Source organism: Flavobacterium sp. (assembly GCF_004295795.1).
Classification (GTDB): Bacteria; Bacteroidota; Bacteroidia; order Flavobacteriales; family Flavobacteriaceae; genus Flavobacterium.
Genome location: NZ_SEBR01000014.1, coordinates 20,593 through 42,564, shown reverse-complemented (window position 1 = coordinate 42,564; position 21,972 = coordinate 20,593). Strand labels below are relative to the sequence as shown.

The following is a 21,972-nucleotide window of genomic DNA, read 5'->3' as shown; positions in this document are numbered from 1 at the left end:
TGTTAAATATCCCTGATTTTAGGGATATATTCAAAATACCGCTTTTAGGTAATTGCGCGAAATTTAATTGTCTGTATATTAGCAATCGAGAAACAATAACACAAATAAACGATAATGAGTACAACCTGCCTGGATTATGAACTGCAGGTCGAAAAAGCGCGGGAAACCGTAAAAATGCTGGAAGAAAAACTCAGAAATGTACGCTCCCAACTCGACCAAAAACCCGAAGACGCGATCTTCAGACGCGAACTCAAACAGCTTACGCTCGACATGAAAATCACCATGAACGAGCTTGAACACGCCCAAGGTGAACTTCACGTTTGCCGAACCAGAATCAATACACTCGCGAGTGCCTGATCACAACTTGCTGATGTAGCTGCCGTAAGGATCCTTGAATTGGAAACCCTCGGTAAACCTGTCTTTACTCAGTTTGTTGTTTTCGACCAATCCCCACAATACCAGTTCTTTTACGAATGGCACGTCTTTTTCAGGCGTGTCCGGTTGGTATTTTTTCATCAGGTCAGATAGTGGCGTGACAAAATCCAACGTTTTTTTGTATTCTTGGTCAGACGCTTCATCGGCCAGTTCGAATCCGGATTCGGTAAAGAACCAGTCGACGATTTCCTTATAAGCATTGTCCTGGCCTTGTTTCTCGAGTTTCTCTATTTTCGGGAACAGATTCGAAAAGGTCGTTTTCACTGCGTCTGACAGCAATCTTTGGGCGACGAATGCCGCGCCTTCCTGTTCGCCTTCATACACCAGTTCCACTTTTCCGGTCAACGCCGGAATAATTCCCAAAAAGTCCGAGAGACGCACCGAAGTTTTGTCAACGCCTGATTTCAGCGCGCGTCTTTCGGCCGTACTCAGCAAGTTTTCATAGGCCGTGATGCTCATTCGCGCGCTGACGCCGCTTTTGTTGTCGATGAATTCGCTTTCGCGCGCCTCGAACCCGATTTGTTCCAGAAGGTCTTTTGCCAAAGATGGCACGTAAACGCTTTCCTCCTGTCGCTTGTCGAGTTTTGCTTCCTGTTCGGTAATCGTTCTTGCGACTTCGATCGTGTCGGGATAATGCGTCAGGATCTGGGAGCCGATGCGGTCTTTCAACGGCGTGACGATGCTGCCGCGATTCGTGTAATCTTCAGGGTTTGCGGTAAATACGAATTGCATGTCCAAAGGCAATCTAACCTTGAAACCGCGAATCTGTACATCGCCTTCCTGCAAGATGTTAAACAAGGCCACCTGAATTCTTGCTTGAAGATCGGGCAATTCGTTTATGACGAAAATACAGCGGTTGGCGCGCGGAATCATCCCGAAGTGCACGACGCGATCGTCGGCGTAAGAAAGTTTCAGATTCGCGGCTTTTATCGGATCGACATCACCGATCAAATCTGCGACAGTTACGTCGGGCGTCGCTAATTTCTCCAGAAAACGATCGTTTCTGTGCAACCACGAAATGGGCGTATCGTCTCCTTTTTCGGCGATCAAGTCCAAGGCGAAACGCGAAATCGGGCGCAAAGGATCGTCGTTTATTTCGGAACCTTCGACAACCGGAATGTATTCGTCGAGCAAATTTACCATCAGTCTGGCAAGTCTCGTTTTTGCTTGTCCGCGAAGTCCTAATAAATTGATATTGTGACGCGAAAGTATCGCGCGTTCAAGTTCCGGTATAACCGTATTCTCGAATCCGTGAATGCCTTCGAAAGCTGATTTCTTGGTCTTTATGCTTGCGATCAGGTTGTCTCTCAGCTCGTCTTTGATCGATTTCGAAACATAACCCGATTGCCTTAATTGTCCTATTGTTTTTATAGTCTGATTTTCCATATTGAATTCTAATTGTTAAGCCGACGATCTCATCTGTTTAATCGATCGGCCATTCTGCTATTTACTGCGAAACAAACTGCTTCGATTTCTGCAACTGCTTCTGCATCTGTTTATAAATCTGCAAATGCAACTGCTTCTGCAACTACAACTGCTTCTGCAACTGCAACTGAATCATCCCCGAATCCGCTTCCGACGGTTCGCCTCATAATCCTCAAAAATCATCTCGCCAAGACCTTTAAGCCCGGTGTAGAACGCTTTGCCTTGATTGGCTTCGGTGAAAAGGCTCACGAAACGCTGCAAATAAGGATCTTCGGCAATCATGAAAGTCGTGATGGGAATGTGCAACCTTCGCGCCTGGGCTGCCTGAGTATAGCATTTGTCCACGATATATTCGTCTAGGCCGTTGCTGTTCATGTAATACGATCCGTCGCGTTCGCGCACACAACTCGGCTTTCCATCTGTGATCATGAAAATCTGTTTGTTGGTATTTCGCTTTCTCCTTAGAATGTCCATTGCCAACTGCAAACCCGCGACAGTATTGGTGTGATAAGGTCCGACCTTGAGATACGGAAGATCTTTGATAGCGATCGACCAAGCGTCATTCCCGAATACGATTATGTCCAAGGTGTCTTTCGGATAGCGCGTCGTGATCAGTTCAGCCAAAGCCATCGCGACCTTCTTGGCTGGCGTGATGCGATCTTCGCCGTACAAAATCATGCTGTGCGAGATATCGATCATCAAAACCGTGCTCATTTGGGCTTTGAAACGCGCTTCTTCGACGATCAGGTCGTTTTCCGTCAGGCGGAATTCGTCCATTCCGTTGTTGATCTGGGCGTTTCTCAAACTTTCGGTAAGCGAGATCCTTTCGAGTCCGTCGCCGAATTGGTATTCGCGGAATTCTCCGGTATGTTCGTCACCTCTTCCCGTGAATTTCGTGCGGTGGTTGCCCGATCCCTGTTTTTGCAGATTCCCAAAAATATGCTCCAAAGCTTGTTTGCGGATGGCGCGTTCGGTCTTTGCCGTGATCGACAATCCGGGCGTTCCGTCGTCTTCGAATTCCTCGCGGATGTAGCCTTTTTTCTTCAGATCCTCAACAAAATGCGCTATCGTATAGTTTTCGTCGGTGAGATTGTATTCGGAATCCAGTTCGCGCAACCAATCAAGCGCTTCGTCGAGATCGCCCGATGTATGCGTGATGAGTTCCTTGAAAATGTCGAAGAGACGATCGAATGGCGACAATTCGGGCGCTTGGTAAGAATGGAAGCGAAACCCTTTTTTGAATATATTGTCCATAGGCTAAAATTACGGCAAAATCGTCGGTTGGAGCTTTGGGCCGATACTAATTTTAAGTTAAATCGGAACCAGTCCAAACCCATAAAAATCGTACTTTTATGCCCGGCAAAAGCCAAACTTACAGTCATGAAAATCGAACAAATCTACACCGGATGCATCGCTCAGGCCGCCTATTACCTGGAAAGTGATGGAGAAGCGGCCATTTTTGACCCGTTGCGCGAAGTCTCGCCTTATATCGAAAAGGCACAAAACGACAACGCTACCATAAAGTACATCTTCGAAACCCATTTCCATGCCGATTTCGTTTCGGGACATTTGGATCTGGCCAAGAAAACAGCTGCCAAAATCGTCTACGGACCGACGGCAAAACCAGAATTCGAAGCCCACATCGCCACTGACAATGAGGAATTCAAAATCGGGAAATACACCATCAAAGCTATCCATACGCCGGGCCACACTATGGAAAGTACTTGTTATCTGCTTTCGGATGAAACCGGAAAACCATATGGCATCATCACGGGCGATACCTTATTTATAGGTGATGTCGGCAGACCCGATTTGGCCCAGGAAGCCGTAGCCGATCTGACGCAAGAGAAATTGGCCGGTTACCTGTTCGATTCGCTTCGTGAGAAAATAATGCCGTTGGCCGACGATTTGATCGTTTACCCAAGTCACGGAGCCGGAAGCGCTTGCGGAAAAAACATGAGCAAGGAAACCACCGATACACTCGGCAACCAAAAAAGAACGAATTACGCTTTGCGTCAGGACATGACCAAAGCCGAATTTACCGAAGAACTGCTAAATGGACTTGGCGCGCCTCCAGCCTATTTCCCGCAAAATGTCAAGATGAACAGCAAAGGTTACGAAAGCCTCGACGCGATTCTGGCCAACAGCAAAAGGGCGTTGTCTGCGAAAGCTTTCGAAGCTGCGGCAAACGAAACGGACGCGGTCGTGCTTGACGTGAGACATGAAAACGACTTTGTGAAAGAACACATCCCGAATTCGATCTTCATCGGATTGCAGGGCCAATTTGCGCCTTGGGTCGGTGCTTTGCTGATGAACGTGAACCAGCCTTTGCTGCTCGTCACGCCCGAGGGCAAAGAGGAAGAAGCGATCACGAGACTTTCGCGCGTCGGGTTCGACCACGTCGTCGGTTATCTCGAAGGCGGAATCGAAAGCTGGAAAAATGCCGGATTCGAGACCGATGCAATGAAGTCGGTATCGCCCGAGGAATTCGCATCGGCCGCGACCGAAAAACCGATCGTCGACGCCAGAAAACCGGGTGAATTCGAATCGGAACACATCAAAGACGCGTTGAGTTTCCCGCTTGACGATGTGAACGAGAATTTCGCGGGTTTGCCCAAGGAAGAATTCTATCTGCATTGCGCCGGCGGCTATCGTTCGGTGATCATGGGATCGATCCTCAAGTCGCGCGGCATACACAATTTCACCAACGTCGAGAAAGGAATGGCAGGCATTCGCAAGACCGATGTTGCGTTGAGCAATTTCGCCTGTCCGTCGAATTCGAAGTAACCCAAACAATAAGAAAATTTTAGGCCGTGCGATTCGTGTACGGCTTTATTTTTAGATACATTTGCACACGAAAAATCAATTTTAATAATGAAAAAAGCTTTTTTGGCACTGGCCATCCCGGCACTTTTGATCGCCTGTAATTCGGTTGGCGAAAACGAGTTCGTACTCAAAGGAACCGTTTCTGGAGTGGACGGAAAAAAAATCATCCTCAAGAGACAAGATGACTCGATAGGATCTGTCAACGTCGACACGGTAAAGATCGAAAACGGAAAATTCGAATTCAAGGGAACGGCGACAGAGCCTGAAATGTATGGACTCGAAATCGAAGGTCTGCAGACGATTTCCCCATTCATAGCCGAAGAAGGAACGATTGATGTGGCCATCAACAAAGACAGTATTTTCAAGAACAAGGTTTCCGGAACTTTCAACAACGACAAGTTTACCGAATATGGTGAGCTGAGCTCGAAACTGACACTTGAGCTGGGCGAGCAGTGGAAGAAAATCCAGCCGCAGTATCTGGCTGCGCAACAAAAGAACGACACGGCCACGGTGAACAAGATCCGCAAGGACATGGACGGCAGGCAGAAAGTGATCACAGAGAAGATCATGAAGTGGACGAAAGACAACCCGAAAGCTTATATTTCGATTTTCCTTATCGGAAACGGATTCAGGACTTATGAGCCGAATATTCCGGAAATCGAGACCATGTACAACAACCTCGACCCTGAACTCAAAAAGACCAAAGCAGGAAAGAAGCTTGGCGAACAGATCAAGAAAGCGAAAGTGGTCGAAGCGGGAAAACGCGCTCCGGAATTTTCGGCCGCCACGCCAGACGGAAAACAGGTTTCGCTTAAAGACGCCCGCGGAAAAGTCACGCTTATCGATTTTTGGGCTTCCTGGTGCGGTCCTTGCCGAAAAGCGAATCCGGAAGTCGTCGCGCTTTACAATGAATTCCACGCCAAAGGTTTGAATATCGTTGGTGTTTCATTGGACAAATCTGCCGACAAATGGAAAGAAGCGATCGCCAAAGACGGACTTGCCTGGACGCAGGTTTCCAATCTTCAGGAATGGAAAGACCCGATCGCGCAACGCTACGGAGTAGAAGCGATTCCAAGCAGCTTTGTCGTGAACCAATACGGAGTTGTTGTGGGAAAAGACCTTCACGGAGCAGAACTTCGCAAGAAAGTCGAAGAATGGCTCGCCAAGCCAGACGTACCGAAATAATACGATCCTCCGCCCGGAGGATTTTTTTATGCTTGTAGTTATTGGGATTCAGATTGTTGCGAAATACTTCTGAAATAATTTTTTAATAAACTTGCAAAGCCCAAAAAGCGGCTTATATTTGCACCCGTTAACGCCAAGGGAAGATACTCAAGCGGCCAACGAGGACGGACTGTAAATCCGTTGGGAAACCTTCGCAGGTTCGAATCCTGCTCTTCCCACAAATAAATTCAAAAAAAAACTGGGCAACAAGCTTCGCTTGATTGCCCAGTTTTTTTTTGAATTTATTATGTGAGGGTTCACCCTCACATGGATCACGTCGCGAAGCGACGTAATCCTGTGGGAAAATCTTGTCATTACCTAAAAAGTACTTGCAATCGAAGAAAAAAAGAATCTTTAAGCGCAGCGCCATTTACCATATAACCCAAAATATTGAGCGCAGCGAAACGGAATCACGCCAAAAAAAAACAAGCGCAGCGAAACGAACTACGCCAAAAAAACGAGCGCAGCGAAACGAACTCACGCCAAAAAAAACGAGCGCAGCGAAAAGGACTCACGCCAAAATAACGAGCGCAGCGAGTGACCTACCAATCTAAAACCAACCAACACCAAACCAATCTCCACACTCCCCAAACCAAAAAACACCAAAAATCACCTCTCCCCAACCTCAACCTCAAATTCCCCAACACGCCTCAAACCACCAAAAGCACAAATTTCATTCAAAACCCCAACCAGCGGCCGCATCTGCTCAGGCTCGAACATTTCACGCACGAATTCGCGCTTGCCATTTCGGTAAAGTATCACGGTTTTGAGAACGCCGTCACAACAACTCGTGTTCTCGAATTTGATTTTGGAAGTGTCGAATTTCCGGATTTCCGATTCGAGCTTGGAGTAAAGTGCTTTATCAAGCGTGCCTTCGTAGTACCCGATTTTTGTCGAGTCGACTTCCCGCCCGTTTGTGTAGACACGTTCAATATGCAACCTGATTTTTCCGTTGCCTTCGACCTGCAAATGGTAAATTGGACAGAATCCGAAACAGCCCGACGTGTGGTAGACAATCTTTTCGAAAGACGAAGATTCGGATTTGGTGGCGCAACCCAACGAAGCGGCGAACACCAGAAGCACAAGAACAACTTTTTTCATTTTAAAGGTGATTTAGAATATTTGTCGAAACTACCTGGGCAGATAACGCGAATTTACCAATCCCGACTCATAGCCCTCGGTCTCGACAGTTCGAGATCGATTGGGTCGGAATTGTTGAACAACGATTCGCCTTCGCCCAAAATTACGGGTAAGACGCGAGTTTGGTATTCGTGAACGAGATTTGCGGCAACAAGCGCGCGCGCCAGCGAAATACTTCCCCAAACGATGATATCTTTTCAAGTTTGCGATTTTAGTTTGGCAATTTTTTCGGATGGAGCTCCCGACACGATTTTCGCCTCTTCCCATTTCCCCAAGGCGCTTTCGCAAGTGTGCCCGGGAATACGATTTTTGGCGTGGCATTGAGCGCTTTTGCTATCGGTTCTTTTTTTGGGATCGACGTCTGGCTAGAAGTTCACGAACATTTCGTAGGTCTTCCTTCCGATGAGGATCGTGTCTACATTTTTCAAGATCCCGAGCATGTCTTGGTCTGAACCTTTGCCGTATTTTGGATTCTCGAAGAATGCGGTCGTGCCGTTCTTGTCGCTAGCGAAACCATCCAATGCCAGCCATTCACACGGAATCAGTTTTCTCATGGCGCTGTTTTTATCCTGAAGTTACCCATTCTCACGGCGGATGCAAAGCGATTTAGAAAGAACTTAAGTAGTCGCGTAAACGGATCTGCGTTAGGGATGGTCGCTTTGTTTGAGCTCATTTCCCGCCTCTTTTCGGCGGGAAATAGCGAGTGCGACCAGCCCGGCGGCGGTTGCCCGGAGTTGTGGCAGAACAGGATGCAGTTACCGCCGCAACGCCCAAATTCAGAAAGCGGTGGCAGTGGCAGTAGCAGTAGCAGTAGCAGTGGCAGTCGCAGAAAGCAGTCGCAGTGGCAGTGGCAGAAAGCAGTCGCAGTTGCCGTAAATAAAAAATCCCGGAAAAACCGGGACTTTCTGTTAAATCGTTTTTTATAGTTATTCAAGTAAAAAGCTTACGCTGACATTGGCCGTGACATCGATCTCACCGATCATCAGCGTCTCCGGAGCCGCGCCACCACCGACTTTCGCGAAGGCCATCATCCTGTCGGCTTGCGGGTAGATGACTTGGGTGTTGTCGTTGATCGTTAGCGCTTTAGCCACTTTTTGATTGAGTACCGACACGTAATCCTCGGCTTTTTTCTTGGCGTCCTGCATGGCCAGTTTTCGCGCCTCGGTTTTGTACTGCTCTTCTTTCGACGACTTGAAATTGATGTAATTCACGCGGTTGATTCCGGTATCGACGAGGCCTGCCATGAGTTCGTCATACTTATTGAGGTCGCGCAGGAAAATCGTGATAGTCTGGTTGGCGACGTAGGTATATTTCTTTTTGTCGTAGTCGTATTCTGGCGTGAGCGAAACTTTCTGGGTTTGGACATCGCCTTTTGGAAGGTTGAACTTCTTAAGGAAATTGACGACTTTTTCTGTCGTGAGGTCGTTCTGTTTCTTGATATCAGTGGCGTTTGCACCTTTGTTCTCGATTCCGATGGAAATTTGCGCTTGGTCCGGGACGGCCTTGACCTTGCCTTCTCCGTTCACTGAAATCTGAGGTTTTTGGTCGACGACCTGAATTTGGGCTGCGGCGGCCATTCCGATAAGCATAGCCGACATGAGGATAATCTTTTTCATATTTAAGTTGTTTGAGTTGCCTGTTTTCAATTATTGTGCCATCACAGCTTGCCGAGTCTTTCCAAAACGAAAAGTGCGACTATCGGGATAGCTAAAGCAATGACTGTGAAGGTTTGATCTGTAAATAAATTTGGTTGATAGGCCAAAGTGATCGCGTATCCGCCGATTGCTCCTCCAAAGTGAGCCGTGTGTCCGATGTTGTCGCGTTTTGCACGCATGCCGTAAATCGAATACAAAAGGTAGACGATCCCGAAAATCCAGCCTGGCATATAAAGTTGTCTCGGCAGGAAAAGCAATCCCATTCTCATGCTCGGATCGACTAAAATTGCCGAAAAAACGATGCCTGTGACTGCGCCCGAAGCTCCGATGGCACGATAAGAATAGTCGTCCTTGTGCAAGACCAAAGTAAGTAGACTTCCTCCAACCAAACTCACGAAGTAAACCAACAAAAACAGCAAATCGCCCAATTCGTCTATGACTTTGGGAGCAAAAAAATACAAAGTGAGCATATTGAAGCCAAGATGGATGTAATCTGCGTGCAGGAATCCGGATGACAACATTCTGATTTGCTCGCCTTTCCGGATGCTTCCGATATGAAAATCGTACTTGCGAAAAAAGTGAAGGTCTTCGAAACCTTTGAGACTGAACAGCGCCGTTACTGTGATGAGCGCAATAAGGACTAAATCCATGGAAGAAATTTTGTGGCGTAAAAATACGAATATGCCCGGGAATTGTTAAGGTGCGCACCTGCCCGATTCGGGAAACCGTATATTTGCCAAAATTTTTGTCGATGCAGTTGCTCGCTTATTTATTGCTTTACCCGATTTTATGGGTGCTTTCGATTTTGCCTTGGCGGATACTTTACGTGGTGTCGGACGCGATTTATCTGGTTGCCTATTACCTCGTCGGATACCGCAAATCGACGGTGCGCAAAAATCTGGAGCTTGCCTTTCCGGAGAAATCGGACAAGCAAAGACGAGAAATCGAGCAAAAAGTCTACCATCACATGTGCGACAATTTCCTCGAGATGGTCAAAACCCTTACGATATCGCGGGACGAAATGGAAAAGCACTTCCACTTCACCAATCTCGAACTGTTTCTCGAACTCCAGAAGCAAAACCGGAACATCATGGTCTATGCCTCGCATTACGGCACTTACGAGTGGATCATTTCTGTGAATTACCACACTGTAAACAACGGATTTGCAGTTTACAAGCGCATCCGAAATCCCTATTTCGACAAGTTGGTCAGAAAGATCAGAGGTCGTTTTCGCGCGCATCTGATCACGACCAAGGAAACGATTCCCACGATCACCAAAAATCGAGTTGCCGGCGTTGTCGGAACGTACGGGCTTGTTTCGGACCAATCGCCCAAAGCCTCGAGCATTTCGCATTGGACGGAATTCATGGGAATCCAGACGCCGGTTCACATCGGACCCGAAATGCTGGCCAAGCGCTACGACATGATCGCGCTGAACTTGAGAGTCGATCAGGTAAAACGCGGTTTCTACGAGGCGACTTTTGAGATCCTGTCCGAAAATCCTCGAGAGATCCCGAATTTCGAGATCACCGACGATTACATGAAACGTCTTGAAAAACAGATCCGCAAAGTTCCGGAACTTTATTTGTGGACGCACAAACGCTGGAAACACCGCAAACCGGACGCTGTTAAATAGCATTTCGCTGTTGTTTTACAAACCAAAATTTCGTTACTTGGACACAATGAAAAATCAGTTTTGCTTTACGGCCGCTACTTGTTGCAACTGTTGTTGTAATGATTTGGCGCGCAGTGTCGGGTAAGGCTTTGGTATAACTTTTAATCAAGTGCGGCTTCCTGATTCAGGTGGCCGCTTTTTTTTTATGGAAAACGCAAACTATCTCGCTTTCGCCATTCCGGGCTTTTTCATTTTTCTCTATATCGAGTATCGGATAGCGCGGTTCCGAAAGCAAAAACTGTTTCACTTTGAGAGTTCGGTCACGAATTTGAGTATCGGAATTGCCGAACGCTTGCTCAATTTGTTCATATCGGTGAGTTTTTACGAGCTTTTCGTCTACGTCTACAAAAACTTTGCATTGTTCCAGATTCCTGGCCATTGGTACATCTGGATCGGACTTTTGCTTGCAACCGATCTCGTCTGGTATTGGTATCACAGGCTTGGACACGAAGTCAACATCTTTTGGGCGGCGCACATCGTGCATCATCAAAGCGAGGAATTCAATCTTACGGTTTCGGCCCGAATCACGACTTTCCAGGCGATAATCCGCGGCTTTTTCTGGTGCGCACTTCCCTTTTTGGGCTTCCGACCGGATATGGTCATGCTCGTATTGGTCGTCCACGGCGCTTACTCGTTTTTCACTCACACGCAACTCGTCGGGAAATTGGGCTGGATCGAACATATTTTGGTAACGCCATCGATTCACGGCGTCCATCACGCATCTGACGAAAAATACCTCGACAAGAATTACGGCGACGTCTTCGTGTTTTGGGATAAACTGTTCGGAACGTTTATGCGAGAGCAAGAAAAACCCACTTACGGACTCACCCATCCGCTCAAAAGCCACAGTTTCCTTTGGCAGCATTTCCATTACTACCTCGAGATTTACGAAGCCTGCCGACGCGTGACCGGATTCAAAAACAAGATGAGAATCACATTTGGAAGTCCGGCATTGCTCGATCAGGACATTCGGCCGCAGCTCGAAAAGACGTTTATTCCGGACAGAAAAGAACATTGGCAGTGCCGCTTCCGTTTCCGAAAATATTTGTATGTACAACTTGGGATTTGTGTGGCGATCCTGACTGTATTTACGGCTTATTTCGCTTCCGCGGATGCGTTCACGGTCACTTTCTGCGTGACATTCATCCTGATCACATTGATCAATTGCGGAGCGCTTCTCGAACAAAGGCGCTGGATTTACTATCTCGAATATCTACGCGTGATTCTCGTTGTGGCTTATGTTTCGTACTGGCTGGATTCGGGTTTGCTTTTCGCGACTTCGGCGGCGGTTTTCGTCATTTTGAACTACGCTCTCGAACTTGATAAATGGTACGAGAAACACGTGTTGCTTTACGACGAGACCAAAATCAAAGCGTAAACCAGTTTTGGATCATTGCAGCTTCATTGCGCTTGGCATTCTTGTGCACGAATTCGTTCGAGCGCGAATCGTAATCATACTCCTTAGCCCATTCTTCGTGGTTTTGCGCTAATTCACGGATGCTTTTGCAAACGAATGCAATCTCCGAATCTGTGGTCGTCGGATGGATCGACATTCGAATCCATCCCGGTTTTTCGAGCAATTCGCCGCAAGAAATTTTGTCGGTCAGATAATTCGAGGTTTCCTGGTCCACGTGAAGCAGATAATGTCCGTACGTTCCGGCGCAACTGCATCCGCCCCGCGTCTGGATTCCAAAACGGTCGTTCAGCAATTTGACTCCGAGATTGAAGTGCAATTTATCGATGTAAAACGAGATCACGCCAAGACGTTTCTTGTGTTGACCCGCGAGAATGTTGAGATTCGGGAGCGAATCAAATTCCGAAAAGACATAATCGACAAGTTCTTCCTCTCGCTCGAGAATATTAGAAACGCCCATTTGTTCCTTTAGCTTTATGGCCAAAGCGGTTTTTATCGTCTGAAGAAAACCCGGCGTTCCACCGTCTTCGCGTTCTTCTATATTGTCGATGTATTTGTGTTCGCCCCAAGGATTCGTCCAACTCACGGTTCCGCCGCCGGGATGATCCGGCACCAGGTTCTTGTAAAGCTTTTTGTTGAAGATGAGCACGCCCGAAGTTCCGGGTCCGCCAAGGAATTTATGAGGTGAAAAGAAAATCGCGTCGAGTTGGCATTCTTCGTCTTCCGGATGCATGTCGATCTCGACATAAGGTCCGGAGCACGCAAAATCGACGAAACACAACCCGTTGTTCCTGTGCATCAAACGCGCGATCTCGAAATACGGCGTCTTGATCCCGGTTACATTCGAGCAAGAGGTCACCGAGGCAATCTTGAGCGAACGATCTTTGTACTCCAAAAGCAAATTCTCGAAAGTTTCCAGGCAGAACAAGCCTTTCGGACAAGCCGGAACGACCACGACCTCGGCAATCGTCTCAAGCCACGAAGTCTGGTTCGAGTGATGTTCCATATGAGAAACGAAGACCACGGGACGATCTTCTTTCGGGATTTTGGTGAACTGCTTGAGGTTTTCGGGAATCTTGAGTCCAAGGATACGCTGGAATTTGTTGACGACGCCCGTCATTCCGCTTCCGTCGGTGATCAAAATATCGTCCTGATTGGCGTTCACATGGTGTTTGATGATGTGACGCGCCTCGTGGTAAGCCATCGTCATCGCCGTTCCCGAAACTGTGGTTTCCGTGTGCGTGTTGGCTACGAATGGCCCGAAATCGTGGAGCAATTTGTGTTCTATCGGACGATAGAGACGACCGCTCGCCGTCCAATCGGTATAAATGATTTTCCGGGTTCCGAAAGGCGATTCGAATTCCTGTGAAATCCCGACGATGTCGTTTCGGAACTTGCTGAAATACTGCTCTAAAGACGTTTTTACGGGCGTTTCTGGACTCATGGCGTCGTGGTTTACTTCAGTTTCAAAACCTGAATCCGGCAAAAGTAATCTTTCAGGCCAAAACGTGCAAAAGCGAAAACGTTTTCTTTGAACCGGAACTGGAAAATTCGTTAGATTTGGCGCAAACCCAATTAATGAACATCTCTAAAAAAGACTTGGACGAACTCTTGTCGGCAGGCATCATCACGCCCGAAACGCGTCAGGCGATCGCCGATTACCACAACAGTAAAATTCCCGACAACTCAAATAGGATTTTTGTCGTTTTCGGAATCATCGGTGCTTTGTTGATAGGACTTGGCATCATTTTGATTCTGGCGCACAATTGGGACGATTTCCCGAAATCGGTGCGCACTTTCCTCGCGTTCCTGCCCTTGGTGCTTTCGCAGCTGCTTTGCGGTTTCAGTTTCTTCTTTCGCAAGGATTCGGTCGGATGGCGAGAAAGCAGCACGACTTTACTCGTGTTTTCGATCGGTTCGAGCATTGCGCTGGTCGCCCAGATCTACAACATTCCCGGCGATTTCAAATCATTTGTCACAACCTGGGTTTTGCTGTCGGTTCCTTTGGTTTACCTGATGCGGTCGTCTATGGCCTCGTTGCTGTCAATTGCCGGCGCAACCGTTTTGACATTTTCGATTGGATTCGGCTACCCGCGCGAACTTCCTTTCGAATACTTTGGATTCGTCGTCCTTTTGGCGCCACATTATCTGATGTCGCTAAAAAACCGTCCCGATTCGAATTTCACGGCTTTCCACCATTGGTTCTGGGGCATTTCGACGCTTATCGCAATCGGCGCTTTCGGGATCGAAGGCGAAGAATTCACGATGTTGTCCTACGTTTTCCTTTTGGCGATCCTCTATCAGATTGGCGAATTTCCAATGTTCTCGGGAAAAGCCTTGTTCGCGAATCCTTTCCGGGTTTTGTCAGCCGTCGGAATCCCGATCCTGTTGCTTATCGCGAGTTTTGAATGGTTTTGGATGTGGCAACTCGGCCGCTTTTTCGAGCCGAAATTGTTCTCGACCGCAAATTTCTGGATCGCTTTTGTGCTTTTTGTGGGATGCGTCTTGTTGCTGATCCGAAAGTACAAAACCGCAAATCCCGGCGATCTTGATCCGATTCCGCTTTTCAGCCTTGTTTTTGTCGCAGCTTTCATCATCGGCTATTTCACGAGATTCGCGGTCATACTCCCGAACATTCTCGTGCTTTGCATCGGATTGTGGTATGTGGAAAAAGGTCGTAAAATGGATCATCTCGGCTTGCTCAACTTCGGATTGCTGATCATCGTGATCCTCGCCATCTGCCGATTTTTCGATACCGATATCCCGTTCGTCGCGCGCGGACTTCTGTTCATGGCTGTTGGCACCGGATTTATTCTGACCAACGTGAAACTTCTTAAAAACCGCAGGAAAAATGAGCAATAAATGGTTTATTGCGCTGGCAATCGCTTTCGTTGCCCAATTGTTCGTTCCGGCGCAGATGATCTTCGAACGCGAATCGATCATTGACGAAGGAACGGCATTCAAGTTCAAGACCGCGCCCATCGATCCTTCCGATCCTTTTCGCGGGAAGTACGTCTATCTCAATTTCGAGCTTGATGAAATCCACCGCCCTGATTCCAAAAAATGGGCAGACCAAACCCAGGCTTACGTGGTTTTGGGAGAAGATGAAAACGGTTTTGCGAAAGCGATCGGGCTTTCTGCATCGGCCGAGAAAAATTCCGTAAAGGCAAGAATCATCGCCAACAATTACGACGACCAAATTCGGATCATTTTGCCTTTCGATCATTTTTACATGGACGAATTCAAAGCGCCCGCAGCCGAAAAAGCCTACACTCGTGCCACGATTGTCCAGGCACTTCCGGAATCAAGCAGCGTTTGCTATGCCGTAGTTTCGGTGAAAGATGGAGAAGCTGTCGTGACCGATGTGATGATCGACGGGAAATCGATCCGCGAGATCGCCTCGGAAATGCTTCAGACGAAGCAATGAACAATATCGGTAACGCAAATGTTGCCAAAAGCAGCGAACGCAATCTCAAAGTTCATTGATCACCGATGCAATTTCGGAAGATTCCAAAATGAAATCTGGCGTGACGAGTTGCAAAGCCGAGTTCGGCATAAACCCCATATCGGCCGTTTTTGGATTCTGGAGGATGACTTTCCCGTTGTTTTCTTTTATCAGGCGGCATCCGCTGGCTCCATCGGCGTTTGAACCCGAAAGCAAGATTGCGACCGCACTTTCCCTGAAAACCACCGCCGCCGATTCGAAAACCACGTCAATGCTCGGGCGGCTGTAATTCACCTTTTCGGAAGTGTCCAGTGAAAGTGATGCGTCGTTCTCAAAAAGCAAGTGGTAATCGGACGGCACGATGTAAACCGAACCTTTTTGCATCACGGTCTTGTCCTCGATCTCGCGAACGGGCAAAACGGTTTTCATTGCAATGAGTTCTTCGAGAGTCGTGTCGTCGGAATTCTTTCGGTGAAGCACGATCACAATCGGAAAATCCAATCCGAAAGCCAATTCGGGAAGCAGTTGCATCAAAACCTCGAGACTTCCGGCCGAACCGCCTATGAGCACTAGTTTCGTCACTTGACTTTCTTCCATATCTTGTCCTTTTCGTACTGTTGGTATTTTCTTTGGATGGATGAAAATTTGATGCTTTCCTTGGTTCCGAGCGCCAAATAACCCAGTTTGGCCAAACTGTCGTCAAACAGCTGAAGCGCGTGATCCTGCAAGTCCTTATCGAAATAGATCAGCACGTTTCGGCACAAAACCAGGTCGAATTCGTTGAAAGATCGATCAGAGACGAGATTGTGCTGCGAAAAAACCATTTTCTCGGAAAAGCGGTCGCTGAATTTGGCGAATCCGTAGTTGGCTGTGTAATATCCCGAAAAATCTTGTTTTCCGCCCGACGTCACGTAGTTTTCGGAATATTCCTTCATCATGCGAAGCGGAAAAATCCCTTTCCGGGCGACGTCCAAAACCTGCGGATTGATATCGGTCGCATACAAAAGCGATTTGTGCAAAAGATTGGCTTCCTCGAGCAGGATCGCCATCGAAAAAACCTCTTCTCCGGTCGAGCATCCGGCGTGCCAGATCCTGATGAACGGTTTGGTTCCGAGTTCCGGCAAAATCACATTTCTCAAAACGGCGTAAAACGACGGATCGCGAAACATTTCGGTCACATTCACGGTAATTTCCTCGACCATGCGCTTGAAGTATTCGGGATCGGAACGCACTTTGGACAGGAATTCGGAAAAATCCTTAAAACCGTCCACCTCGAGCAAACGATCTACGCGTCTTCGAAACGAAGCTCTCGAATATCCGCTGAAATCATAGCCGTAATATTCGTCCACTTCATTGATCAACCATTCGATTTCACGGTCTTCGGTCATTGCAATTTGGTAAGCGTTTGTAGTAATTTGTCAATATCGACGGGCTTCGAGATGTATTCGTCGGCTCCGGCTTCCAGGCATTTTTCGCGGTCGCCTACCATGGCCTGAGCGGTTACGGCGACGATGGGAAGTTTTTTTCCGTTAGGCAGTTTCCTTATGATCGGAATGGCTTCGTATCCGTCCATTTCGGGCATCATCATATCGAGCAGCAAGTAGTCGACGTCGGTTTCGGATTTTAACAGATCGATGGCTTCCCGCGCGCCCGAACTCGACAGACACTCGAAATTTCTCGATCTCAAAACCGCCGAAAGTGCAAAAATGTTGCGCGAATCGTCGTCTACGATAAGAATGCGTTTCTTTTCCATATCAATTCTTGTCGTAAAGCCAAACGCGAAGCAACGACATAAGTTGGTCGACGTCGACTGGTTTTGTGATATAATCGGAAGCTCCGGCGTTGATGCATTTCTCGCGATCGCCGGTCATGGCTTTTGCGGTCACGGCAATCACCGGAAGATTCTTGTATTTGTGGTTTTGGCGAATGTGCGTCGCCGTTTCGTATCCGTCCATATTCGGCATCATCATATCCAGCAGAACGACGTCCGTTTCGGGATGCGCCTCGAGTACTTTCAGCGCTTCTTTGCCGTCGATTGCCGTAATCACGTTCATTTTGAGGGTTTCGAGCGCTTTGGTGAGCGAGTAGATGTTTCTCACGTCATCGTCGACCACGAGCACGGTTTTTCCGCTAAGGATATTGTTCAGAAGATTCACCTTTTTGGCCATGCCCGGCGCTTTCTTCTGTTCTTCCATCAAATGCAGGAAAAGCGAAACCTCATCGAGCATTCTTTGGTACGAGTGTGCCGTTTTCACGATGATCGAATCGGCGTAGTGCTTGATCTTGACTTCTTCCTTGAGCGACAGGCTTTTTCCGGTGAAAACAATGACGGGAAGATTCTCCAAGCCCTTGTTTTTCTTGACATTCTCGAGGATTTCGTAGGATTGTTTGTCGGGAATTCCCATGTCGAGAATCACGCAGTTCACGTGTTCTTTCTGAAGCGCGTCGACGCCCGAGGTGATGTCGCTCTGGATTTCCGAATTGATGTTGTGCGATTCCAAAAAGTAAGCGAGCGCCTTGGCATGCTGCGAATTGTCCTCGATGATAAGCACTTTTTGCGATTCGCGGTTCACGATGTGTTCGATGCGTCGGAAAACCTCCGGAATCTGTTCATAAGCCGCCGGTTTCTCGAGGAAATTCACCGCGCCTTTGAGCAGACTTTCCTGGCGCATTTTGTGAGAAGACATGATGTGGACGGGAATGTGGCGCGTCTGTCCGTTGCTTTTGAGTTCTTCCATGACTTCCCATCCGCTTTTTATCGGAAGTTGAATATCGAGCAAAACGCCGATCGGTTTGTAGACCAAAGCCAGATTAAGCGCGTGATCGCCGCGAACCGATACGATGCCTTTGTAGCCGCGCTGTCTCGTGAATTCAAGCAACGACTTGGCAAAATTCGTGTCGTCTTCCACAATGAGGATCGTTTTGTCGTTTTCCGAAATTGACTCGCGATCGTCCGGAATGTCGTCCGGAATCGAGTCGCTCAGATATTCGGAAGTCTTCGTGAGTTTGACCTCGTCGTTTTGCTCCGACATTTGTTCCGACGTTGGACGCTGCACCGAAATCGGGCCCGAAACCGCCGCGGACGAAGCCGAAAGCGGCACCGTCAAAGAGAATTCGCTACCCTCGCCTACCGAACTCGAGAGTTTGAGTTCGCCTCTGAGCAATTTCGCGAGCTCGCGGCTTATCGATAATCCAAGTCCCGTTCCTCCGTATTTTCTTTTGGTCGATCCGTCGGCTTGCTGGAACGCTTCGAAGATCAGCAGTTGCTTTTCCGGAGCGATTCCGATTCCCGTGTCTTTTACCGAAAATGTCGCGAATTTGTCCTCCGATTTCGAGATGGCTAAAGTCACCGATCCATTTTCCGTAAACTTTATCGCATTCGAAATCAGGTTTTTGAGAATCTGCTCCAGACGCATTTTATCGGTTTTGATCACGACCGGAGCGTTCGAATCGTCCACGACAAACGCAATTCCTTTTTCCTTGGCGACTTCCGAAAACAGACTTTTCATCATGCCCGATATTTCCTGGACCGAAACGTCGGCGAATTCGAGATCCATCTTTCCGGCCTCGATCTTCGACAGGTCGAGGATTTCGTCGATCAAGCCAAGCAATCCGTTGCCCGAACTGTTTATCACTTTCGAGAATTCGATTTGTTCCGATGACATGTTCTTGTCGTTGTTTTCGGAAAGCAATCGGCTCAAAAGCAAAATCGAATTCAACGGCGTTCGCAATTCGTGCGACATGTTGGCCAAAAACTCCGATTTGTAGCGCGTCGTGCGTTCCAGATCTTCGGACTTTTTCTGGATTTCGGTATTTCTTTCTTCAAGCAAAACGCTGCGTTCGGCCAATTCCTCGTTGGTTTGCTGCAATTCTTCCTGTTGCACTTTGAGCTCTTCTTCGGATGCCTGGAGTTTTTCGGTCTGGGCTTCCAATTCGGCATTCATGCTTTCCAATTCGGAGTGTTGCGCCTTCAACTCTTCGGATTGTGCCTGGGTTTCCTCGAGCAATTCCTGCAATTTCGATCTGTTTTGGGCGCCTTTCAACGCGATGGCGATACTGTCCGCGACAGCGTCCAAAAATTCGAGCTGCAAAGGTGAAAACGCGTTGACGGTCGCGATCTCAAGCGCACCTTCCACGTTGATTTCCCTGAGCGGAAGTGCCACGATGTGCTTGGGTTTCATTTCGCCTAGTGCATACGAAACCGTGATATTGTCTTCTGAATCTGATCTGATCTGTGTCAATTTATCCGATTCGACGGCTTGTCCAACAAGACCTTGCCCAATCTGTATCTTTTCCCTTTTCGGATTCGGGACATAACTGTAACCGGCAACCGCAACGAGTTCGTCACCGTTTTGCACGTAAATCACCGCCGCATCGCTTTTGGTATATTCGGCTATGTACGTAATAACGTCTTTGGAAAGTTGCAACACGTTTTTCTCGCCTATCATGACCTCGCCCAATTCGGCGATTCCGGCCTGGAGCCATTCCTTGTCGGAAAGCGACTGGAACGATCTGTCGAGTTCGACGGCCATGTTGTTGAGCGATTCGCCCACACTTCCCAAATTATCGGTAGTCGAATCCTTAACGCGCACCTTGAAGTTGCCTTCAGTAATCTGTTGCGCCACGCCGCTTATGATCCGGATTCTTTCGGCAATTTCGATATCCTTGTCGACGAGTTGTTTGTTGAGTTTCGTCCTTTCGTTGTAATCGGCCAAAATTCTCACGAAGAACAGTCCGCTGAGGAAAATCGAAACAAAAGCAGCGGCCACGATAAGCCAAATACTGTAATTGGCGTAGGTTTGCGTTTCCTGCGTGCGTTTTTTTAGCAGCCCTAACTCCTCGCTTTCCATTCGCCTTACGATGTTTCGCATCTCGGCCATCATCGCTTTTCCGTTTCCGAGTTCGCCCAAATTCGATTCGCCTCGCTTCTTCTCCCCGATCCTGGCTTGCAGATAAAGGAAATACTTGAGGCGCAAAGGCACGAGCTCGCGCAGACTGTTCTGTTGCACCGGATTGTCCTGGGTGAGTTCTCGCAGTTTGTTGAAATACGAATCGGCCCTTACTTCGGCCCCTTTGTAATCGGACAGATATTCCTCCTTGCCCGTGATCACGAAACCTCTCATTCCCGATTGTGCGTCAGTCATGACTTGCTGGCCGCGGTTCAGGTTGTAAATCACCTCGTTGGTGTGGTCGACCATTTCAGAGCTGCCGAGCAAGTTTTTGATGCTCAGGTAAGCCGCTCCGGAACTGATTACCAGCAGCAAAAGCGATCCGCCGAAACTAAGCAGTAGATTCCTTTTGAAAGTATTCCTCATTATTTAGTGTTTGTTGTTTGATCCGATGGGTAAAATGACGATGAAACTGGTTCCTTCGCCAGGCTGGCTTTTTGCGGTGATCAACCCGTTGTGTCTCTCGACGATCTTTTTGGCGATCGCAAGTCCGATGCCCGTTCCTTCAAAACTCTTTCGGTCGTGAAGGCTTTGGAAAATCACGAAAATCCGGTCGAGATAGATTTCCTCGAAGCCGATTCCGTTGTCTTTTATGGTGATCCGGCAAAATTGACCGTTGTCCGAAATTGCGCCAGCAAAGTCTTTCGTGCCGATACGCTCGCAACTTACATCGATTTGAGGCGCGATTCCTTCCTTGGAGAATTTTAGCGCATTTCCGATGATATTCTGGAACAATTGTCGCAACTGCCCCGGAATTCCCTCCAATCTGGGCATATTGCTCACAAAGATCTTGGCGTCTTTCGTGGCGATCTGGTGTTCCAGATCGGCCAAAACCTCGTTTATGACATCTTCGAGGTAAACTTCCTCGGGAACAACTTCGGACGAAAGTCGTGAATAATCAAGCAAATCGTTTATGAGACTCGTCATTCTCGAAGCCGATCCGACAGTGCGGTTGGCGTAATCGATGGCTTTTTCCTCGGGCACGAGATAGCGGTCGCGCAGCAATTTCACGAAAGTCTCGATCTTGCGCAGCGGCTCTTTCAAATCGTGGGAAACGACCCACGCGAACTGTTGTAATTCGTGGTTGCGCATCTCGAGCTCGTCGTTTTTCTCGGTGAGTTCGCTAGTCCTTTCGGATACTTTCACTTCGAGATTTTCGTTGGCGAGCATCAATTCCTGCTGGGTTTCCTTGCGGATTTCAATCTCTTTGGACAGCAAGTCGCGCATGTCCTTGAGTTCCTTATTCTGGTTGTAGAGTTTCAGGAACGTCTTGACTTTCATGATAAGCAAGTCAGGATCGACGGGTTTTGTGATATAGTCGACGCCGCCCGATTCGTATCCTTTGGCGATATACTTTTTTTCCTTGCTGATCGCCGACAGGAAAATCACGGGAATGTCTTTGGTACGGCTACTTCCCGACAAGGTCTCGACGACTTCGAAGCCGTCCATCCCGGGCATTTGCACGTCCATTATTATTAATGCGTATTCTCTTTTGAGGGTTTTGAGCAACGCTTCCTCACCCGATTCGGCTGAATCCGATTCGAGTCCGTGCACCTCAAGAATTTTTTTCAACGGAAGAATATTCTCCTTTTTGTCGTCAACGATCAGTATCATACCTGGTATTTGGATTGTCTGATCGCATCAACGGCGGGATTCGATAAGATAGGACATAATTGAGTGTTGGTTTTTGTGCGCGATATTTCTGACGCAACCCACAAATTTTGTTATTAAAATTCGGTTCCGTGTTACATGATTCACATGTTTATCGGCGTTTTTCGCGACGC

Annotated in this window: 20 protein-coding genes and 1 tRNA gene; 8 read left to right on the top strand and 13 right to left on the bottom strand. The window is 47.9% G+C overall.

All coding sequences use genetic code 11. From position 1 onward, the window contains the following. The first annotated feature begins 114 nt into the window (after positions 1 to 114). On the top strand, positions 115 to 357 hold the full coding sequence (locus EOO49_RS12700) for a hypothetical protein (protein ID WP_290846246.1): 243 nt from the start codon (positions 115 to 117) through the stop codon (positions 355 to 357). Here EOO49_RS12700 and EOO49_RS12695 read toward each other — a convergent pair whose 3' ends face one another. Then, the gene (locus EOO49_RS12695) at positions 358 to 1,821 is read right to left on the bottom strand and encodes an AAA family ATPase (protein WP_290846245.1); all 1,464 of its coding nucleotides are present in this window, start codon (positions 1,819 to 1,821) and stop codon (positions 358 to 360) included. A 171-nt stretch (positions 1,822 to 1,992) separates the two neighbouring features. Next, positions 1,993 to 3,114, bottom strand: a complete 1,122-nt coding sequence (locus EOO49_RS12690) for a VWA domain-containing protein (RefSeq protein WP_290846243.1) — start codon at positions 3,112 to 3,114, stop codon at positions 1,993 to 1,995. Positions 3,115 to 3,240: 126 nt separating this feature from the next. Between EOO49_RS12690 and EOO49_RS12685 the strand changes: the two genes are divergently transcribed. The 3 genes from EOO49_RS12685 to EOO49_RS12675 all read left to right on the top strand — a co-directional run bounded on the left by EOO49_RS12685 (position 3,241) and on the right by EOO49_RS12675 (position 6,089). After that, on the top strand, positions 3,241 to 4,647 hold the full coding sequence (locus EOO49_RS12685; RefSeq protein WP_290846241.1) for an MBL fold metallo-hydrolase: 1,407 nt from the start codon (positions 3,241 to 3,243) through the stop codon (positions 4,645 to 4,647). A gap of 87 nt (positions 4,648 to 4,734) precedes the next feature. Then, positions 4,735 to 5,871, top strand: a complete 1,137-nt coding sequence (locus EOO49_RS12680) for a TlpA disulfide reductase family protein (RefSeq protein WP_290846240.1) — start codon at positions 4,735 to 4,737, stop codon at positions 5,869 to 5,871. 137 nt (positions 5,872 to 6,008) lie between these two features. After that, a tRNA-Tyr gene (locus EOO49_RS12675) sits at positions 6,009 to 6,089 on the top strand. Positions 6,090 to 6,519: 430 nt separating this feature from the next. Here the strand turns inward: EOO49_RS12675 and EOO49_RS12670 are convergent. The 5 genes from EOO49_RS12670 to EOO49_RS12655 all read right to left on the bottom strand — a co-directional run bounded on the left by EOO49_RS12670 (position 6,520) and on the right by EOO49_RS12655 (position 9,355). After that, a complete protein-coding gene (locus tag EOO49_RS12670) occupies positions 6,520 to 7,011 on the bottom strand; it encodes a DUF6438 domain-containing protein (protein ID WP_290846238.1) in 492 nt (163 codons plus the stop codon). Between the two features lie 53 nt (positions 7,012 to 7,064). Further along, entirely contained in the window at positions 7,065 to 7,238 is a 174-nt protein-coding gene (locus tag EOO49_RS19320) for a dihydrofolate reductase family protein (protein WP_366927242.1), read from the bottom strand. A gap of 177 nt (positions 7,239 to 7,415) precedes the next feature. Further along, positions 7,416 to 7,604: a hypothetical protein gene (locus tag EOO49_RS12665; protein WP_290846237.1), complete on the bottom strand. Its 189-nt coding sequence runs from the start codon at positions 7,602 to 7,604 to the stop codon at positions 7,416 to 7,418. A gap of 372 nt (positions 7,605 to 7,976) precedes the next feature. Then, positions 7,977 to 8,666 (bottom strand): SIMPL domain-containing protein, encoded by a 690-nt coding sequence (locus EOO49_RS12660; protein WP_290846236.1) that lies wholly within the window; start codon positions 8,664 to 8,666, stop codon positions 7,977 to 7,979. A gap of 41 nt (positions 8,667 to 8,707) precedes the next feature. Next, a complete protein-coding gene (locus EOO49_RS12655; protein WP_290846234.1) occupies positions 8,708 to 9,355 on the bottom strand; it encodes a rhomboid family intramembrane serine protease in 648 nt (215 codons plus the stop codon). 101 nt (positions 9,356 to 9,456) lie between these two features. On the opposite strand from EOO49_RS12655, the gene EOO49_RS12650 reads away from it, so the two are divergent. Both EOO49_RS12650 and EOO49_RS12645 read left to right on the top strand, forming a co-directional pair. Continuing rightward, positions 9,457 to 10,341: a lysophospholipid acyltransferase family protein gene (locus EOO49_RS12650; protein WP_290846232.1), complete on the top strand. Its 885-nt coding sequence runs from the start codon at positions 9,457 to 9,459 to the stop codon at positions 10,339 to 10,341. Positions 10,342 to 10,525: 184 nt separating this feature from the next. Beyond that, positions 10,526 to 11,758 carry a sterol desaturase family protein gene (locus tag EOO49_RS12645; protein ID WP_290846231.1) on the top strand — a complete coding sequence of 411 codons (1,233 nt, stop codon included), beginning with the start codon at positions 10,526 to 10,528 and terminating at the stop codon, positions 11,756 to 11,758. Here EOO49_RS12645 and EOO49_RS12640 read toward each other — a convergent pair. Continuing rightward, positions 11,748 to 13,238 (bottom strand): aminotransferase class V-fold PLP-dependent enzyme, encoded by a 1,491-nt coding sequence (locus tag EOO49_RS12640; protein WP_290846228.1) that lies wholly within the window; start codon positions 13,236 to 13,238, stop codon positions 11,748 to 11,750. The two genes, EOO49_RS12645 and EOO49_RS12640, sit on opposite strands and share 11 nt — an antisense overlap. Positions 13,239 to 13,372: 134 nt before the next feature. On the opposite strand from EOO49_RS12640, the gene EOO49_RS12635 reads away from it, so the two are divergent. Continuing rightward, entirely contained in the window at positions 13,373 to 14,656 is a 1,284-nt protein-coding gene (locus EOO49_RS12635; protein WP_290846226.1) for a DUF2157 domain-containing protein, read from the top strand. Further along, entirely contained in the window at positions 14,646 to 15,221 is a 576-nt protein-coding gene (locus EOO49_RS12630) for a GDYXXLXY domain-containing protein (RefSeq protein WP_290846225.1), read from the top strand. Before EOO49_RS12635 ends, EOO49_RS12630 begins: the two co-directional genes overlap by 11 nt. Before the next feature lie 45 nt (positions 15,222 to 15,266). Here EOO49_RS12630 and EOO49_RS12625 read toward each other — a convergent pair whose 3' ends face one another. Genes EOO49_RS12625 through EOO49_RS12605 form a run of 5 tightly spaced genes read right to left on the bottom strand, consistent with a single transcriptional unit; the run spans position 15,267 to position 21,802 of the window. Further along, positions 15,267 to 15,836, bottom strand: coding sequence for a chemotaxis protein CheB (locus EOO49_RS12625; RefSeq protein ID WP_290846224.1), 570 nt, complete (start codon positions 15,834 to 15,836; stop codon positions 15,267 to 15,269). After that, entirely contained in the window at positions 15,818 to 16,627 is an 810-nt protein-coding gene (locus tag EOO49_RS12620) for a protein-glutamate O-methyltransferase CheR (RefSeq protein WP_290846222.1), read from the bottom strand. The genes EOO49_RS12625 and EOO49_RS12620 overlap by 19 nt, the downstream gene beginning before the upstream one ends. Next, entirely contained in the window at positions 16,624 to 16,992 is a 369-nt protein-coding gene (locus EOO49_RS12615) for a response regulator (RefSeq protein WP_290846220.1), read from the bottom strand. Before EOO49_RS12615 ends, EOO49_RS12620 begins: the two co-directional genes overlap by 4 nt. Before the next feature lies 1 nt (position 16,993). Beyond that, complete coding sequence (locus tag EOO49_RS12610) at positions 16,994 to 20,554, bottom strand: response regulator (RefSeq protein ID WP_290846218.1); 3,561 nt, start codon at positions 20,552 to 20,554, stop codon at positions 16,994 to 16,996. Positions 20,555 to 20,557: 3 nt separating this feature from the next. Next, positions 20,558 to 21,802 carry a response regulator gene (locus EOO49_RS12605; protein ID WP_290846216.1) on the bottom strand — a complete coding sequence of 415 codons (1,245 nt, stop codon included), beginning with the start codon at positions 21,800 to 21,802 and terminating at the stop codon, positions 20,558 to 20,560. Positions 21,803 to 21,972 lie beyond the last annotated feature (170 nt).